Below are 16,377 nucleotides of genomic sequence, written 5' to 3'. Positions count from 1 at the left end.
CCCTGCTCCAGGACATCCGGCTGCGTGTGCCCGGGGCGCACTGGATCAAACACCGCTCCGGTCAGACGACGATCACCGCCTAGACCACGATCACCCGTCGGCCACGCGTGTGACCGGCCTGGCTGTCGATGTGCGCCTGCGCGGCGTCGGCCAGGGTGTACGACCTCTCGACGGGGATGTGCAGCGTGCCGCGCTCGATCATCGCGACCGCCTCGACCAGCGCGTCCGGCACGCTGCCGGCCGTGCCGGAGAACCGCACGCCGAACTGCGGCGCGTCGAGGTCGGCGATCGAGACGACCTTCTGCGGATCCCCGGTCAGCTCGACGAGTTCGCCGATGACGCCGGAGCCGGCCAGGTCCAGGGCCGCGTCCACGCGTCCGAGCCCGCGGACCCGCTCGACCCAGCCGGGACCGTAGGTCGTGGCGACGACGCCGAGGCTGCGCAGGTAGTCCTGGTTCGCCTCCCCCGCCGTGCCGATCACCGCGATGCCCCGGTCTCGGGCGACCTGCGACACCGCCGACCCGACGCCCCCGGCCGCGCCGCTCACCAGCAGCGTCTCCCCGGGCCGCACACCGACCTGGTCGATGATGCGCAGCGCCGTCTCGACCACCGAGGGGTACCCGGCCGCCTCCTCGAACGACAGCCCTTCGGGTATGCGGGCCCACGCGCCGAGCACCGCGAACTCGGCGTAGGTCTCAGAGCCTTCGCCGAACACCGGGTCGCCTACCGCGACCCCCTCGACGCCCGGGCCGATCTCGTCGACGATCCCGGCGGCGTCCAGCCCGACGCCGGAAGGCAGCTTCAGCGGATGGGCCGACAGCTTCTGGCCTTCCCGGACCCGCCAGTCGACCGGGTTCACGCCTGCCGCGCGCACCGCGATGCGCACCTGACCTGGGCCGGCGTGAGGTTCTTCGGCGTCGATGAGGTGCAGGACTTCGGGACCGCCGAACTCGGCGAAGCTCACTTTCTTCATGACGCATGACCGTAGCACTAACGGTTAGTGTTTTGAAACAGCTACTGTTTTGCACCTGATAGTGTTCAGCCATGACCAAGCCGCCTGCGCCGCCTGAGCCGCCGGGGCGCCGCGAGCGCAAGAAGGCCGCGACCCGCCAGAAGATCGCTGACACCGCCCTCCGGCTCTTCCTGGAGCGCGGCTACGACGCGGTGGGCATCCGGGAGGTGGCCGCCGAGGCCGACGTGGCCGTGACCACGTTGTTCTCCCACTTCGCCGCGAAGGAGGCGCTGGTCTTCGACCAGGACGAGGACTTCGAGCGCGGCCTCGTGCGAGCCGTCACCGACCGCAAGCCCGACGAGCCGCTGATCCCCGCGCTGCGCGACCAGGTCCAGGCCCTGATCCGGCATTGCACCACCGACGACGCCGCCCCCATGTGGCGCATGATCGACGAGACGCCGGCGCTGCGGCAGTACGAGGCGTCGATGCGGCTGCGGCACGCGCAGGCCTTGGCCACGGCCATCGCAGCGGACGCCGACGCCGGCTCCGGTCAGCCACACACCGCGACCGCCTGCCAGGCCATCGCCCGGTTCGCCGTCGATGCCTTCTCCGTGGCCCGCGAATCGGACGATCCGGAGGCCACCGTGGACGAGATCTTCGGCATGATCCAGGCCGCCTGGGACAGTGCCCGCTGACAGCACCCTGATTCAGCGCGCCAGCGACCCCCGGTCCCCCATCACGACGACCGGCTTCAGCGCCGGATCCAGCGTCAGCAGCAGCTGCTTCATGTCGTCGCGCGGCACGCTCACACAGGCGTGCGTCGGTCCGCCGTGGTCGACGTGCAGCCAGATGCCACCGCCTCGCGAAGCCCCCATCGGCATCGTCGGGTCCATGGGTGATGTTCCGGGAGTGCGGTTGTAATTGATGGCAATGACATAGTCGAACGACCCCGCCAAAGGCTCGTTCCGGAATCCGGTCCCATTGATGGTGAATCCCGAAGACTGCGTATAGCGCAGCTTGGTACCGGGATCGGGCAGAAGGCCGCCGGCGTCGGTGAGGCCGAAGATCCCGACTGGAGACTTCGAATCGCCGGCATAATGCTCGGCGGTCCAGCCGTCGACCGCGTTGTGGCCCTGCCACGCCAGCGCGGCGGGCTGCCATCCGCCGGGAACCCTGGTGAACAGCTGCACCGTCGTGTCCGAGGACGTCGTGCTCGCTCCGATGGCGAGGACGACTTGGCCGGCCGAGGTCGGGATCGCGGCCGACGTCCTCGGACCGAGGCCGGGCAGGCTGGTCAGGACCGTCACCGCCGCCGGCTGCACGACATCGGAATTCGCCCGCGGCGCCGAGGAGACGGCCGGGACGGGAGCCTGTGTCGAGGTGGCCGCTATGGGGTCGCCCTGGGCTTCCGCGGTGCTCGACGAATGTATTGAGGAACACGCCGTGGGCAATACGCTGACCGAAGCGAAAAGAACCGCTATCCATACCGATTGGATGAGACTTCTGCGAGACATGTTCCAAGCCTGACGAGCACTTGTTCGGAACTCGTCAGGATCGTCGACAGAATTATTCTTGTCGCACCGGCAACCGCACCGTCATGGTCGTCCCGACGCCGACAGTGCTGTCGGCCCGAACACTGCCGCCATGCGCCTGCACCAGATGCCGCGCGATGGCCAGACCGAGCCCGCTCCCTCCGGTACTGCGGTTCCGCGACTTCTCCGAGCGCCAGAAGCGATCGAAGATGTACGGCAACTCGGCCTCCGCGATCCCCGTGCCGGTGTCCTGCACTCGCAGCTCGACGGCGTCGTCGCCGGCGGCGATCGCCGTCAACGTGATCCGCCCATCGCGTGAGGTGTGCCGCACCGCGTTGGACACCAAGTTCCCCAGCACCTGTCGGATCCGCTCCGGATCGGCGTAGACCTCCAGACCCGGCGCCGCGTCCACGGTCACCGTGATCCCGAGATCGGCGGCCTGAGCCCGGTGCGCGACGGCGATCTGCTGCAGCAGCTCGACCGCCGGGATCGGCTGCGGACGCACCCGCAGCGTCCCCGCGTCCGCGCTGGCCAGGTCCTGGAGATCGTCGATGATGCGCTGAAGCAGCACGGCCTCGTCGTGCAGCGACGTGATCAGCTCTGGCGTGGCCTCGACCACACCGTCGCGCGCGACCTCCAGCCAGCCGCGGATGTTGGTCAGCGGCGAGCGCAGTTCGTGCGCGATGTCGGCGACCATCGCCTTGCGCTGGGAGTCCATCTGCTGCCGGCGCTCGGTCTGCTGGTTGAACGCCATCGCCAGGTAGCCGGTCTCGTCGCGGGTCGTGACCGGGGCGCGCGCGAACTCGCCCGGGTCGCGCCGCGCGGTGTGGATCAGCGCTCTCAGGGGCCTGACGAGCCGCAGCCCGACGAGCGCGGTCACGGCCAGGGTGAGCGCCAGAACGCTCGCCGCCGTCCAGATGATCTTGCTGCGGTTCTGCCCGGACAGGTCGAACCGCCCGCGCGCGCTGGTGCCGATACCGAGGTAGAGCTGGGCCGGGGCGGCCACGTAGGGACGGAGCTGGTCGAGCCGTGCGGCGCGCAGGCATTGTTCGCTCGGGGCGGCCGCCTCGCCGCGCGGCAGGAGCTCCCGAAGCTGGAAGGTCGGGGTGACGGCCATTTCATACGGGACGGCCAAGCCCTCGCGTGCCACGCACGCCGCAGTGGCCGACACCAGAGCAGCCAACGGCTTGGCCTCGGTCGGCTGGGGTTCGGCGACGTACTTGTCGTATTCGGGAGTGCAGGTGGCCGCGTCCTTGGTCGTCGCGGAGAGGTCCTGGACCGTGTATCGGCCGGAAGGCGACTCGACCGTCTGAGCTTGTGTGCCGTCCTTCACCAGGCAGAACACTTCCTTGTCGGCGAGTGCCTTCAGCCCGGTGGATTCCGCCGAGGTGAGTCGGTAGGGGCCGACCACACGCGGGTCGATGCCGGGGTGCTGCGCCCCCGGATTGGTGGAGGTGTCGAAGCTCAGGGGGTCGACCGTGGCGGTGGCGGACGGCGGCAGCGGGGCCGGTTGCGGTGCCGCGGAGTCGCTGATCACCTTGCCGTCGCTGCCGACCAGCGCGACCCGCAGTTGGTACTGCGCGGACAGCTGACGCAGGAACGGCGCGACGCCGCTCCAGTCGGTGTGGCCGACAGCGTAGGTGCTCAGCTGCGTGACGATGTCGCTGTCGGCTTGCAGCGTCTGCCCCTGCTGGCGGGCCAGGGCCGAGGTCACGGTGGAGGCGGCCAACCACGCGGTAGCCGCGATGGCGCTGCCGGCGATCAGGCAGGAGGCGGCCAGCAGGCGGACGAGCAGGCTGCGGTAGAGCGGGACCGGCCGCCGCATCAGGGGGTCCCGACCAGTTTGTAACCGACGCCGTAGACGGTGAGCAGGCGAGTCGGCTTGGCCGGGTCCGGCTCGATCTTGCGGCGCAGGTTCATGACATGGACGTCCACGGCGCGCTCGGTGGAGGCGCGGTTGAAGCCGCGGGTGTGGCGCAGGAGTTGGGCCCGGGTGAAGACGCGGCCGGGGGCTGCGGCCATCGCGGCCAGGACGGCGAACTCGTCGGGGGTGCAGGCGACGGGGTGGTTGTCGCAGAGGACTGTGTGGTGGGCGGGGTCGACGGTGAGGGCACCGACGTGGAGAGCGGTGGAGTTCGGGGCGGGAGCATCTGCGCCGACACTCCCCCGAGCCCTGCGCAGGACCGTCCGTATCCGTGCCACCAACTCCCGAGGGCTGTACGGCTTGGTCATGTAGTCGTCGGCCCCGACGTCGAGCCCGGCCAGCACGTCGTCTTCCGTCGAGCGCGCGGTCAGCATCAGCACCGGCGTATCCCCACGCCCCCGCAACCAGCGGCAGATGCTGAGCCCGTCGGCCCCCGGCAACATCAGGTCCAGGACCACCAGGTCCGGGGGCCACTCCTCAAGGCTGCGGAAGGCAGCCGGCGCGTCGTGCACGACCGTCGCGCGATACCCCTCGCTCACCAGCGACACGCGGATGAGCTCCGCCTGTTTGGGGTCGTCCTCGACGATCAAGATGGTGCCGCTCATCCGACCGACTGTAGAGATGTCAGCGGCCGGAAGCAGCAAAGATCGACGTTCCTGACAGGTTCCTAAAGATTCGCTACCGCAGGCTGAAGCACTACCGGCAGCGCCTGGTGCCCGTTCGAGATCAGCGACCCCAGCGGCGCGAGCTCCGCCCCCGGCGCGAAAGCGATGTCCGGGAACCGCGCGAACAACTTGTCCAGCACCGTCTCCGCCTCCATCCGCGCCAGCGGCGCGCCGAGGCAGAAGTGCACCCCGTGGCCGAACGCGAAGTGGTCCTGCCCGGCGCGCGTGACGTCGAACGCGCCCGCGGTCTCGCCGTGCAGATCCGGGTGGCGGCCGATCGCGGCGTACGAAGCCAGGATCGCCTCGCCCTGCCGGATCACCAGCCCGCCGGCCAGCTCGATGTCCTCCACCGCGTACCGCAGCGGCAGGTGCGCGACGGGTGCCTCGAACCGCAGCGTCTCCTCCACGACGTCGCGCCACGGGGCCTTGCCCTCGTCGACCTTCGCGCGCTCCTCGGGGTGCGTCAGCAGCAGGGTGATGGCCTGGTCGATCAGGTTGACCGTGGTCTCGTATCCGGCCGAGACCACCAGGAGCAGCGTGTCGAGCAGCTCCTGCTCGGTCAGCGCCGAGCCGTCGCCTTCCTCGTCCTGGTCGTCGCGGGCGGCGATGAGCACGGAGGTCATGTCGTCGCCGGGGTTCTCACGCTTCTCGGCGACGAGGCCGGCCAGGACGCCGTACAGCTTCACCGCGTTGTCCTGGGCCTCCTCCGGCGACAGCGTGGTGTCGAACACGGCGTCCACCAGGCCGCGGAACGCCTGCTGCGCGGCCGGCGGCAGGCCCATCAGGGAGCTGATGACCTGGATCGGCAGCGGTACGGCCAGGTTCTCGCGCAGGTCCACGCTCTGCCCGGCCGGGATTTCGGCCAGCGCGTCGAGCAGGGCGTCGGTCATCTCCTCGATGCGCGGGGCCAGCGCGGCGACCCGGCGGCCGGCGAAGGCCGGGCTGACCAGGCGGCGCAGCCTGCGGTGGTCGGCACCGTAGGCGGTGAACATATTGCTCACGCCGACCCACAGCGCCAGCGGCCACTTGCCGAGGATCTCGTCGGGGAACTTCGGCCAGTGCTGAGCGGCGTCCTTGGACACCCGGGGGTCGATCAGGAGCGCCTTGAGCACTCCCGGATCGGCGACCGCCCACACCTCCTGGCCCAGCAGGTCCACGCGCGTGGCCGGACCGTGGTCGCGCAGATAGGCGTCCTCGGTGTGGCGGTTCGCGCCGGTCGGGTCGAGTGTGAGCACAGGCTGGTCCATGCTGGGGCCTCCATGGCGGACGGGAACGAACGAGGATGAACGAGCACAGTTCGGTCGGCGCGGCGGGATGGGGGTGGGGGTGGGGTCAACGGGACGGGATCGGCGGTTCGGTCAGCGCATCGGGATCGGCGGCGAACCGGGGATCGTGACCGGCAGCGCCGCCAGCGCCCGGGCGAACGGTCCGGGCCGCCAGACCAGCAACTCCTGCGGGACCGCCAGTTCCATCTCCGGCAGCGCGTCGAGGATCTGATCGACCGCCGCCTGGGCGATCAGGTACGCGGCGGACTGCGCCGGGCAGGCGTGCGGGCCGACGCTCCACGCGAGGTGCGCGCGGTTCCCGGCCCGCTGGTCGGAGGCGATCGCCGGATCGTTGTTGCACGCGGACATGCTGATCAGCACCGGCTGGTGCGCCGGCAGCCAGACGCCGTCGATCTGCACCGGATACGGCGGGTAGGAGATGGCGTAGTTGGCCATCGGAGGGTCCTGATACAGCACCTCGTCCAGAGCGTCGCGCACCGTCAGGTTGCCGTCCAGGACGTCGCCGGAGAACCGGTCGTCGGTGAGGATCAGCAGCAGCGCGTTGGCGATGAGGTTCTGCTGTGGCTCGATTCCCGCGCCGTAGAGCGTGGCGAGCTGATGCACCATCTCCGGGATGTCCAGCGCTGACTCGTGCTGCAGAAGCCGAGTCGTCACGTCGTTGGCCGGGCGTTCCTTCTTCATCACGACCAGCTCGGCCAGCGCCCCGGCCAGCATCGCGTTGCCGGCCTCGGCGTCGTTGCCCTCGAAGATCTGCGCCATCCCGGTGGCGACCCGCTGCCCGATCTCCGGCGGGCAGCCCAGCAGAGTGTTGAGAACCTGGAAGGCCAGCGGGAACGCGAACTGGGTGATCAGGTCCGCCTCGCCGGCCTGGCACATGTCGTTGATCAGGCTGATCGCCACGTCCTGCACGACCTTGCGCAGGCCGTGCAGGTCCACGCCGTTGAGGCTGTAGACGTTCGCGCTGCGATACCGGGCGTGCTCGACGCCCGAGCTGCGCAGCGCGTTGGGCCGCCACTCCATCATCGGCTTGACCGGGCAGGCGTTGTCGATCCCCTCCTCCCACCGGCGCGGGTCGGCGGGAAAACGGTCCTGGTCGTGCAGGATCTTCAGCGCGGCGTGGTAGCCGATCACCAGCGTGGCCGGCACGTCCGGGTGCAGCAGCACCGGCACCAGCGAGCCGTGCAGGCGGCGCATCTCGGCGTAGGCGCCGTGCGGGTCGGCGGCGAATTCCGGCGTGTACATCGGGACGCGCGCCGTGGTGGCGTCCGCCGCGGTCTGGGTGGTCACGCAAACATCTCCGGTCGGCTGGGTCGGCTGGGTCGGCTGGTGGTGAGGTGTTCGACGAGCACGATCAGCGCCTTGGCCGAGGAGACCTGGTCGCGGGCGTCGCAGGAGGTCAAGGGGGTGTGCGGGGCCAGGTCCAGCGCCTCGCGGATCTCCTCGTCGGGGTAACGGCGGGCCCCGTCGAACTGGTTCACGGCCACCGTGTAGGGGATGTCCCGCTTCTCCACGGCGCTCAGGATCTCGTCGGCGTGGTCCAGCCGCCGGGTGTCGACGAGCACCAGCGCGCCGAGCGCGCCGCGGGCCAGCTCGTCCCACATCGGCAGGAACCGGTGCTGACCCGGCGTGCCGAATAGGTACAACGCCACTCCCCCGAACGTCCGGCGGCCGAAGTCCATCGCCACGGTCGTGGAGGTCTTGGCCGGCAGCCCGGCCAGATCGTCGACCCCGACGCTGGCCTCGGTGATCATCTCCTCGGTCCGCAGGGGCCTGATCTCCGAGACGCTGCCCACGAAGGTGGTCTTGCCGACCCCGAAGGGCCCGGCGACCAGGAGCTTCACCGACCGGGTGACGGTGCCGGGCAGGTAGGCGACCTCAGACAAGTTGGCGGAGCCCACGAAGCACCTCTTTCAGCACGTCGACGTCGGGAAGGTCAGCGGCGGGAGTGGGGACGGCCAGATGCCCGGAGTCCATGAGCCCGGCGGCCAGGATCGTCACCACCGACGGCGGCAGGTCCAGGTGCGCGGCGATCTCGGCGACCGACAGCGCGCCGTGCCGGCTGCACACCCCCAGCACCCTGCGTTGCTCCGGCGCCAGCCCCTGGGCCGGGACGTCCTGGGCGACCAGCAGCGTCACCAGCCCCATCTCCCGGCTGGGGCGCACGGCACCGCCGGTCATGACGTACGCGCGCACCAGATCCGGGTCGCGCCGCGGCCGGCTCACGGCCGGCGCGTCTCGCTGGTGAGCTCGTTGCCCAGCCGCGAGGCGAGGTCGTTCATCCGGTGCACGATCAGCCCGGCGTCGGCCGTGGGCGTCGCGCACACCCCGAGCATCGCGTTCTGCCCGGCGGCGGTGACCAGGACCAGCGCCTGGTCGTACTCGATGAGGTTCTGGCGCAGCCGGTTGTCCCCGTCCCCGCACATCGCGGCCAGGGCTTTGCCCAGGGACTGGACCCCGCTGACGGCGGCGGCGAAGGCGTCGGCCTCGTCCCGGGTGATCGAGTCCGAATGCGCCATGCGCAGCCCGTCCCCGGAGATCAGGACGGAGTAGCGCACCCCTTCGATGTCCAGGCTGGAGAGCATCCAGGTGAGCTTGTTGTTCCCGTCAGCCGGCGGGGCGGAGGTGCTCACAGGCTATCGAGTCCCTTCTGCGGGGTCGGAGGGCGTGGCCGCGCGGTCGGCACCGTGGGCACCGTTCTGCCAGGCCGCGGCGACACTGGGCCGCGGCTGGGTGGTGCTCAACACCGGGGGGAGGGGCTGGGTGTCGGTGGTGGCGCTGTGCCGTTTGCGGCGCGGCAGGCCGGTCTCGGTCAGCTCGACCTCCGGTGACTGCGTCTGCGCTGGCACAGACGCCTGCGCCTTTGCCTGCCCCTGCGCCTTCGCCTGTCCCTGCGCCTGCGCCTGCGCGGGTTCGGGCGTCACGCCGTCTGTGCCTGTGGACTGAGCGTCGGCGGCGAGCAGCGCCTCGGGGATGAACAGCGCGGCACGCGTACCTCCGAAGGGACTGCTCGATCCGTCGATGGACGCCTGGAACCCGTAGCGCTTGCTCAGCGCCGCGACCGTCGGGAAGCCGATCTTCGGATGCGGCCCGAACCGGTGCAGGTCCACGGGTTCCTGCCCGGACAGGATGCGCCGCGCGGAGTCCAACTGCTCGCTGTTCATGCCCACGCCGGCGTCGTCGACGATGACGGTCACGCCGTGGTGGCCCTCCTGGAACGTGACGTCCACGAACGACCCGGGCGGTGAATAACGCGCGGCGTTGTCCAGCAGCGTGGCGACGGCATGCACGGCGGGCTCGACGGCCTGCCCGACCACCTGCCGGCTCAGCTCCCGCGGCCGGATCCGCTGGTAGTCCTGGATCCGGCCCATCGCCCCGCGCACCACGTCGGTCATCGACTGCGCCGGCCAGCGCCGCCCCGGCAGCCCGCCGCAGACCACGACGTAGGACTGTGCCTGCCGGATCATCTGCTGGACGGTGTGGTCGATCAGGGTGAGGGTCTCGAACGTCTCGTCGCCCCGGTGCTGCCGCATGGCCTCGGCGACCACCTTGCTCAGGCTGGCCCCGAGGCTGACCACGGTCTCGGCGAAGGAGCGCACCGCCGACTCAGTGGTCTGCTGCGCCTCTTCCTCCACGCGCTGCCGCACGGCCCCGGCCACCTTGACCTGCAGCTCACGCAGGCCGATGGTGTACCGCTGCGCCAGCACACCGGCGTTGCCGGCGAAGGCGGTGCCGTTGAGGGACGGCGCGACGGCGAACGAGGTCCGGGCGACGGGGGCGTCGCTGAGCACATCGGCCACCGCCGGCAGGCCGAATGAGACCAGCTGCCCCACCGCGGCGTCCCGGGCGGCACAAGCCTCTTCGAGGCCTGCGACGCGTGCGCGCAGGCGCCGGGCGATGGCGACCCAGTACACCGCCAGCGCTATCACGACGACGAGGGCGCCGACCGTACACCACAGGGCTATATCAGCATTCATCCGTCTTCTCAATCAGGTCTGCGCCGGGAACGAGCCCATGTCAGGCGTGATACTCAGCCGGCTGTGGCCGGAAGGATACACGGAGCATCTACGGTGCCTGACACTACCGCAGTGGGTGAAGGAATCGGAGGCCGATGAGGGTTCGACTATATGTTTCCGTTGCCGGGGTTGGGTTTCTCGGCGGAGGCGGCTTGCTTGTCGGTCGCGGACGGCTCGTCGGTCGCGGACGGCTCGCCGATCGCGGCGTGTTCGTCGGTCGCGGCCGGAGGCGGTCTCTCGCCTTCATCGTCAACAGATCGCAGCCGGCGACACGCGCACTGCCGGCGGTCGGGCACCGGCACCCGGATCCGAGGTACAACTCCGGTGTGACGCAATCTGCCGACAGTGCCGGGCGCCCGGCCGCCGCGACGCCCTCGACCGGTCCCTGGGCCCCGATGCGCGACCGCATCTTCCGCATCCTGTGGCTGGCCCAGCTGGGCAGCAACGTCGGCTCGTGGATGCAGACGGTCGGCGCCCAGTGGCTGCTGGTCGAGCACAGCTCCTCCACCGCCCTGGTCGCGGCCGTGCAGACCGCCAGCCTGCTGCCGGTGATGCTGTTCTCGCTGCCCGCCGGCGTGATGGCCGACGTCCTGGACCGCCGCCGGCTGCTGATCTACCTGCAGCTCGTCATGGCGCTGGTGGCCGGGGCGCTGGCCTGGCTGACGGCCGCCGGGCTGACGACGCCCGCGGTGCTGCTGGCCCTGACCTTCCTGCTCGGCTGCGGCCAGGCCTTCGTCGGGCCGGCGTGGCAGGCGATCCAGCCGGAGCTGGTGCCGCGCGAGCAGATCCCGGCCGCCGCGACGCTCGGCAGCCTCACCGTCAACCTGGCCCGGGCGGTCGGGCCGGCGGTCGCCGGTTTCCTGGTCGCCGCCTCCGGAGCCGCGCTCGTCTTCGCGATCAACGCCGTGTCGTTCCTGTTCGTCGTGCTGGCCGTGGCGGTCTGGCACCGCGGACCGCAGCCCGGCGGCGAACACCCCGAGCGGGCGCTCGCCGCCCTGCGCGCCGGCAACCGCTACATGCGCAACGCGCCCTCGCCCCGGCGGATCCTGCTGCGCGCGACGCTGTTCGTCATTCCCGGCAGCGCGTTGTGGGCGCTGCTGCCGGTGGTCGCCAGCTCCCGGCTCGGGCTCGGGGCCGGCGGCTACGGCGTGCTGCTGGCGGCGCTGGGCGTCGGGGCTGTGATCGGCGCGTTCACGCTGCCGTGGTTGAGCAGCTTCCTGACGTCGAACCGCCTGCTGGCGGCGTCAGCCCTCGTATTCGCCGTCGGCACGCTGGTCCTGGGCGAGACCACCAACGAGGCGGCCGTGATCATCGTCATGGTGCCGACCGGCGTGGCCTGGCTGGCCTCGCTGTCGACGTTGAACTCGGCCCTGCAACTGTCGTTGCCGGCGTGGGTACGGGCCCGGGCGCTGGCCGTGTACCTGCTGGTGTTCATGGGCGGCCAGGCGATCGGGTCCCTGGGCTGGGGCGCGCTGGCCGCACCGCTCGGCCTCCCGACGGTGCTGGTGATCGCCGCGGCGCTGCTCGTGCTGGCGGCGGTGAGCGTGCGCTGGCTGCCGCTGCACCCGCTGACCGGGAAGCTGGACCGCACCACGAACGCCAACTGGCCGGACCCGCACCTCACCTTCGAACCCGGCCTGGACAGCGGGCCGATCCTGGTGGTCAAGCGGTACCAGGTCGCGCCGAGCGACCAGGCCGCGTTCAGAGAGGCGATGGACTGGGTCGGGCTGTCCCGGCGGCGCACCGGCGCGACCCGCTGGGGCGTCTTCCGCGACGGCGACCGGGAGGACGCGTTCGTCGAGGTCTTCGAGGTCGCCTCGTGGCAGGAGCACCAGGACCAGCGCTCGATCCGGCTCACCGGCGCCGACTCGGAGTTCGAACAGCGGGCCAACGAACTGTCCTCACCGGCGCCGACCGTCGAGCATCTGCTGCCGCCGCAGTGGCACGACGAGTAGCAAATACTCAGGACCTCACCGACCCGCCCCCGAGGGCTCCTCGATCAGGGCGGGCCCGGTCAGGTACTTGGCCGAGACCGCGCAGTTGTACTTCGCGAGAATCGTCCCGAGCGCCTGCACGTCCTCGTCCGTCCAGGCCGCCAGTAGATCCGCGATGTTCTCGGTCCGCCTGGCCTGAACGTGACGCATCAGCTCCGCGCCCTCAGGCGTCGGCGTCACGACCGAGCGCCGCCGGTCGGCCGGATCGGGGCGGCGCTCGACCAGCCCGGCCGCCTGCAACACCGACACCTGACGTCCCGCCGTGGACGGATCCAGGCCCAACTGCACGGCCAGCGCGTTGATGTTCAGCGGCCCGGCCTCGTCCAGCGCGCGCAGCAGCAGGTATTCGGCGCGGTCGAGGTTGTCGTGGATGTCGGTCCGCCGGTAGAGCAGCTCGACGTGGCGGATCAGGACGGCCGTCTGCCGCTCGACCCCGGACAGCGCGTCGGTCCGCCGCCGCCCCGAACTCGAACCAGAACCCGCACCCGAACCCCCGCCGGGCTCCGCCACGGATCCGCTCGTCCGCGCTGCCTCCACGACCGCCTCCAATTATCGGTATGATACATGTAATCTCCGGGCCAGGGCCTTTCCCGCAGGATAGGGCGTCCGAGCCCGCGAGAGCGCCGGCGGCGGACGCGCGACAAGGCCCGCCGCGGCGCGGGAACTGGAGGCTGCGGGTGGGTATGTCGGCTGCTGGCGACGCGAAGCGGGCCAGTGCCCCGCTCGAACTGTGGGACCGGATCGTGGCCTCGGACCCGGGCCTGGTGCGGGCCCGGATGGCGGTGTCCGGGGCGGTGGCGATGGCGGCGGCGCTCGCCGTCGAGTTCGGGTACGCCAAAGTGATCCACGACGCGACGCGCGCCGTGCTGGTCGCGATGCTCCTCGGCGGAATGGTCGCGATCATGGGCTCGATGGCCCTGACCGGCACCGCGCGGTGGCCTAAGATCCGCACCGCGGTGTTCTTCCCGGTCGCGTTCGGAGTGGGATTGCTCCCCGGCGCGCTGGTCGCCGACCACAAGGACCTGATGCTGTGCGTCTTCGTCGTCGTGATGTTCGCCGCGGTCTGGGTGCGGCGTTTCGGGCCCGCGTTCTTCTTCTACGGCTTCATGCTGTTCATGGGCTACTTCTTCGCCGCGTTCCTCGGCGCGAAGGTCTCCACGCTGCCGACGTTCTTCGCCGATCTGCTGGTCGGCACGGGAGTCTCCCTGCTGTTGTCGCTGACCGTGCTGGGCCAGCACCCCGGCAGAACCCTGACACGGCTGCGCAACGCGTTCGGCGCCCGGGCGCGCGCCGTGGCCAGGGCGTGCGCGGATCTGCTGGAGGCCGGCGACGATCCGCGCCGCACCGCCCGGGCTGCCCGGCGCCTGCATTCACGCGGCCTGCGCTTGGCGGAGACGGCCCTGGTGATCGATGCCTGGCTCTCCGAGCCGAATCCCGCCGTCGACGCCGGCGAGGCGTTCGCCCTGCGGCGCCGCCTGCTCGACGCCCAACTGGCGCTCGACGAGCTGGCGCACGCCACCGAAGCGCTCATCTCGCAGGGAAGACAGCAGATACAGGTGCCGGTCCAGACCGCCGGACTGATCGCGCGCCGCGACTACCATGCCGCCCGCCAGAGCGCGCAGCGGCTGCTGCCGCCGCAGGGCGACCCGATCGCGGTCGAGGTCGCAGCCGTCCACCAGGCCTTCGAACTGCTCGACGCGGTGACCTCGGCGCTCCCGGCGAGCAGTAACGGCAACGGCGACGGCAGCGGCGTGAGCATCCGCGCCAAGCTCACAGGCAACGCCGAAGCCCACGCCCGGGACGTCGCAGCCCTCGAAACCACCGTCGCGTCCGGAGCCGACCTCGGCCCACGAGCGCCGCTGGCACGCTTCGCGCTGGCCGCCGTGGCCATCGCGGACCTGGCGATCGCCGGAACTCCCGAGCGATCAGAGGCGCCGAGGAAGGCCGCCCACGCGCGGGCTCCCCACTTCGCACCGGCCGTCGCGCTCATCCAGGGCCGGCTGCCCGGATCCGCCGCCGTCGCCGGAGCCCTTCCGGCGCGCGGCCGCTGGAATCCGCTCAGCCGCGCTTCACTCACCACGCGCCAGGCGGTCCAGGTGGCACTGGCCGGGGCGCTCGCGATCGTCCTCGGCCGGATCCTGTCGCCGGAGCGCTACTACTGGGCCGTCATCGCCGCGTTCGTCGTCTTCGGCGGCACCGCCACCAGGTCGGAGACCTCGCACAAGGCGCTGGCGCGGGTGCTCGGCACGGCGCTGGGCCTCGGCGTGGGCATCGGCTTGGCCGCGCTGACCTCCGGGCACACCGTGACCGCGGTCGCGGTGATCGTGGCGAGCATGTCGTGCGGGTTCTACGTGGTCAACCTCTCCTACGCCGGCATGATCTTCTTCGTCACGATCATGGTGGCGCAGCTTTACGGCGTACTGCACGAGACCGTGCCCTCGCTGCTGGTGCTGCGGTTGAAGGAGACCGCGCTGGGAGCCGCGGTCGGCATCGCCGTCGGCGTCTTCGTGCTGCCGACGAGCACCCGCGACACCCTGGACGCCGCCGAGCGCGCGTTCCTGGACTCCGTCGCCGACGTGCTGCGCGCCAGTGCGTCAGCCCTCGACGACGATGCCGAGCCGGACCTGCCGGTGCGGGTCCGGCTCATGGAAGAACGGATGCGGCAGCTCGCGCTCGTCGCGCAGCCGATGACCAGGCCCCTGATATCGGGCACCGACCCCGTCGCGGCGCGCGACCGGCTCGCGGGGCACGCCTCGATCGCGCGACGGACTCGGGCTCTGGCCGACGTGCCGAACCGGCTGGCCGGGAGCCGGGCTGGAAGGAGGACCGGGAGCAGGGCCGGGAGCGCGACCGGGGTCGGGCCGTCGTCGGAGTTGGCGCGGACGTACCGGGTGTTGGCCCAGACGATCGAGGCGCGCTGAAATCCCGACCGCTCAGGCCGCCAGATCCTTGATGAGCACTTCGAATTCGAGATCGTCTCGACGCGGCTTGCCGAACCGCTCGTCGCCGTAAGGGAACGGCTTCATCTCGCCGGTGCGCCGGTATCCGCGGCGGACGTACCAGTCGATCAGGTCGGCGCGCTGCCGGATGACGGTCATGTGCATCGTGCTCATGCCGAACTCGTCGCGCGCCAGCTGTTCGGCCACCGCGAGCACGCGCTTGCCCAGGCCGCCGCCCTGCGACTTCGGGCTGACAGCGAACATGCCGAAGTAGGCGTGGGTCTCCCGGTGCTGCACCAGGCAGCACGCGAGAAGGTCCTCGCCGGACTCGGCGACCATCATGCGGCTGGACCGGTCGGTCAGCGCGGCGGTGACGTCGGCCTCGTCGGTGCGCTGGCCGTCGAGGAGGTCGGCCTCGGTCGTCCATCCCGTGCGGCTGGAGTCGCCGCGGTAGGCCGATTCGATCAGGGTGACGATCCGGGGCACGTCGTCGACCGTCGCCACGCGGATGTCCGGCTCGGGGGCAGTGGCAGGTCGCTCAATGTCGCTCACCCGAGACATCCTGCCCTAACCCGGCGTGTTCGCCGTTCAGCCGTCCGCGATGTGTTCCATCAGCGCCGCGGCCAGGCGCAGCACCTGGCGCTCGGTCTCGGTCAGGCCGGCGAGGGCGCCGGCCAGCCAGGCGTCGCGTTCGGCGACGTCGCGCTCCAGCTCGCGGCTGCCGGCGTCGGTGAGCGTGATGATCGACTGCCGGCGGTCCCCGGCGTCGGCGGAGCGGACGATGAGGCCGTCGCGCTCCAGGTCGGCGAAGACACGGGTGAGGGACTGCGGCTGCTGGCGGTCGACGGCCGCGATCTCGCCGGGGGTGGCCGGTCCGTGCCGTTTCAGGTGGCTGAGGACGCTGATCTTGTTGGTGCTCAGGGCTCCGGGTGCGCGGCTGGAGCGCAGGCGGCGGGCCAGGCGGATGGCACCTTGGCGGATGGCTGTGGCGGTTTCGAGGTGGTCCGTTTCCAGGTGGTCCGGTGGGGTCTCGGCGTTTGTCACATCGGTACGCTATCACTTACTATCCAGT

At 70.9% G+C, this 16,377-nt stretch carries 16 protein-coding genes; 3 read left to right on the top strand and 13 right to left on the bottom strand.

The window, feature by feature from the left end; all coding sequences use genetic code 11:
* Nucleotides 1-79: 79 nt before the first annotated feature.
* Complete coding sequence (locus tag ABH935_RS05955) at nt 80-973, bottom strand: NADP-dependent oxidoreductase (RefSeq protein WP_370376742.1); 894 nt, start codon at nt 971-973, stop codon at nt 80-82.
* Between the two features lie 71 nt (nt 974-1,044).
* Between ABH935_RS05955 and ABH935_RS05950 the strand changes: the two genes are divergently transcribed.
* Nucleotides 1,045-1,647: a TetR/AcrR family transcriptional regulator gene (locus tag ABH935_RS05950; RefSeq protein WP_370376741.1), complete on the top strand. Its 603-nt coding sequence runs from the start codon at nt 1,045-1,047 to the stop codon at nt 1,645-1,647.
* Nucleotides 1,648-1,659: 12 nt separating this feature from the next.
* Here the strand turns inward: ABH935_RS05950 and ABH935_RS05945 are convergent, their stop codons facing one another.
* The 9 genes from ABH935_RS05945 to ABH935_RS05905 all read right to left on the bottom strand — a co-directional run bounded on the left by ABH935_RS05945 (nt 1,660) and on the right by ABH935_RS05905 (nt 10,333).
* A complete protein-coding gene (locus tag ABH935_RS05945) occupies nt 1,660-2,259 on the bottom strand; it encodes a L,D-transpeptidase family protein (protein ID WP_370376740.1) in 600 nt (199 codons plus the stop codon).
* Nucleotides 2,260-2,518: 259 nt separating this feature from the next.
* Nucleotides 2,519-4,309: a sensor histidine kinase gene (locus tag ABH935_RS05940; RefSeq protein ID WP_370376739.1), complete on the bottom strand. Its 1,791-nt coding sequence runs from the start codon at nt 4,307-4,309 to the stop codon at nt 2,519-2,521.
* On the bottom strand, nt 4,309-5,013 hold the full coding sequence (locus ABH935_RS05935) for a response regulator transcription factor (RefSeq protein WP_370376738.1): 705 nt from the start codon (nt 5,011-5,013) through the stop codon (nt 4,309-4,311). Before ABH935_RS05935 ends, ABH935_RS05940 begins: the two co-directional genes overlap by 1 nt.
* A 62-nt stretch (nt 5,014-5,075) precedes the next feature.
* Nucleotides 5,076-6,320, bottom strand: coding sequence for a cytochrome P450 (locus ABH935_RS05930; protein WP_370376737.1), 1,245 nt, complete (start codon nt 6,318-6,320; stop codon nt 5,076-5,078).
* A 111-nt stretch (nt 6,321-6,431) separates the two neighbouring features.
* A complete protein-coding gene (locus ABH935_RS05925; protein WP_370376940.1) occupies nt 6,432-7,601 on the bottom strand; it encodes a cytochrome P450 in 1,170 nt (389 codons plus the stop codon).
* Between the two features lie 41 nt (nt 7,602-7,642).
* Complete coding sequence (locus ABH935_RS05920) at nt 7,643-8,257, bottom strand: ATP/GTP-binding protein (protein WP_370376736.1); 615 nt, start codon at nt 8,255-8,257, stop codon at nt 7,643-7,645.
* A complete protein-coding gene (locus tag ABH935_RS05915) occupies nt 8,235-8,582 on the bottom strand; it encodes a DUF742 domain-containing protein (RefSeq protein ID WP_370355025.1) in 348 nt (115 codons plus the stop codon). The genes ABH935_RS05920 and ABH935_RS05915 overlap by 23 nt, the downstream gene beginning before the upstream one ends.
* The gene (locus ABH935_RS05910) at nt 8,579-8,989 is read right to left on the bottom strand and encodes a roadblock/LC7 domain-containing protein (RefSeq protein ID WP_370376735.1); all 411 of its coding nucleotides are present in this window, start codon (nt 8,987-8,989) and stop codon (nt 8,579-8,581) included. Before ABH935_RS05910 ends, ABH935_RS05915 begins: the two co-directional genes overlap by 4 nt.
* Before the next feature lie 3 nt (nt 8,990-8,992).
* On the bottom strand, nt 8,993-10,333 hold the full coding sequence (locus ABH935_RS05905; RefSeq protein WP_370376734.1) for an ATP-binding protein: 1,341 nt from the start codon (nt 10,331-10,333) through the stop codon (nt 8,993-8,995).
* A 365-nt stretch (nt 10,334-10,698) separates the two neighbouring features.
* On the opposite strand from ABH935_RS05905, the gene ABH935_RS05900 reads away from it, so the two are divergent.
* Complete coding sequence (locus tag ABH935_RS05900; protein WP_370376733.1) at nt 10,699-12,327, top strand: MFS transporter; 1,629 nt, start codon at nt 10,699-10,701, stop codon at nt 12,325-12,327.
* Nucleotides 12,328-12,342: 15 nt separating this feature from the next.
* On the opposite strand, the gene ABH935_RS05895 is transcribed toward ABH935_RS05900, so the two are convergent.
* Nucleotides 12,343-12,903, bottom strand: coding sequence for a MarR family winged helix-turn-helix transcriptional regulator (locus ABH935_RS05895; protein ID WP_370376732.1), 561 nt, complete (start codon nt 12,901-12,903; stop codon nt 12,343-12,345).
* Between the two features lie 146 nt (nt 12,904-13,049).
* Here ABH935_RS05895 and ABH935_RS05890 point away from each other — a divergent pair, with 146 nt between their 5' ends.
* Nucleotides 13,050-15,287 carry an FUSC family protein gene (locus tag ABH935_RS05890; RefSeq protein ID WP_370376731.1) on the top strand — a complete coding sequence of 746 codons (2,238 nt, stop codon included), beginning with the start codon at nt 13,050-13,052 and terminating at the stop codon, nt 15,285-15,287.
* 12 nt (nt 15,288-15,299) lie between these two features.
* Here ABH935_RS05890 and ABH935_RS05885 read toward each other — a convergent pair whose 3' ends face one another.
* A complete protein-coding gene (locus ABH935_RS05885; protein WP_370376730.1) occupies nt 15,300-15,866 on the bottom strand; it encodes a GNAT family N-acetyltransferase in 567 nt (188 codons plus the stop codon).
* A 27-nt stretch (nt 15,867-15,893) separates the two neighbouring features.
* Nucleotides 15,894-16,349, bottom strand: coding sequence for a MarR family winged helix-turn-helix transcriptional regulator (locus ABH935_RS05880; protein WP_370376729.1), 456 nt, complete (start codon nt 16,347-16,349; stop codon nt 15,894-15,896).
* Nucleotides 16,350-16,377: the final 28 nt, after the last annotated feature.

The sequence above is a fragment of the Catenulispora sp. GAS73 genome, from assembly GCF_041262085.1.
In the GTDB taxonomy this organism is placed as follows: domain Bacteria; phylum Actinomycetota; class Actinomycetes; order Streptomycetales; family Catenulisporaceae; genus Catenulispora.
The sequence above is the reverse complement of the archived record's forward strand: the minus strand, read 5'-3'. Positions and strand labels throughout refer to the sequence as shown.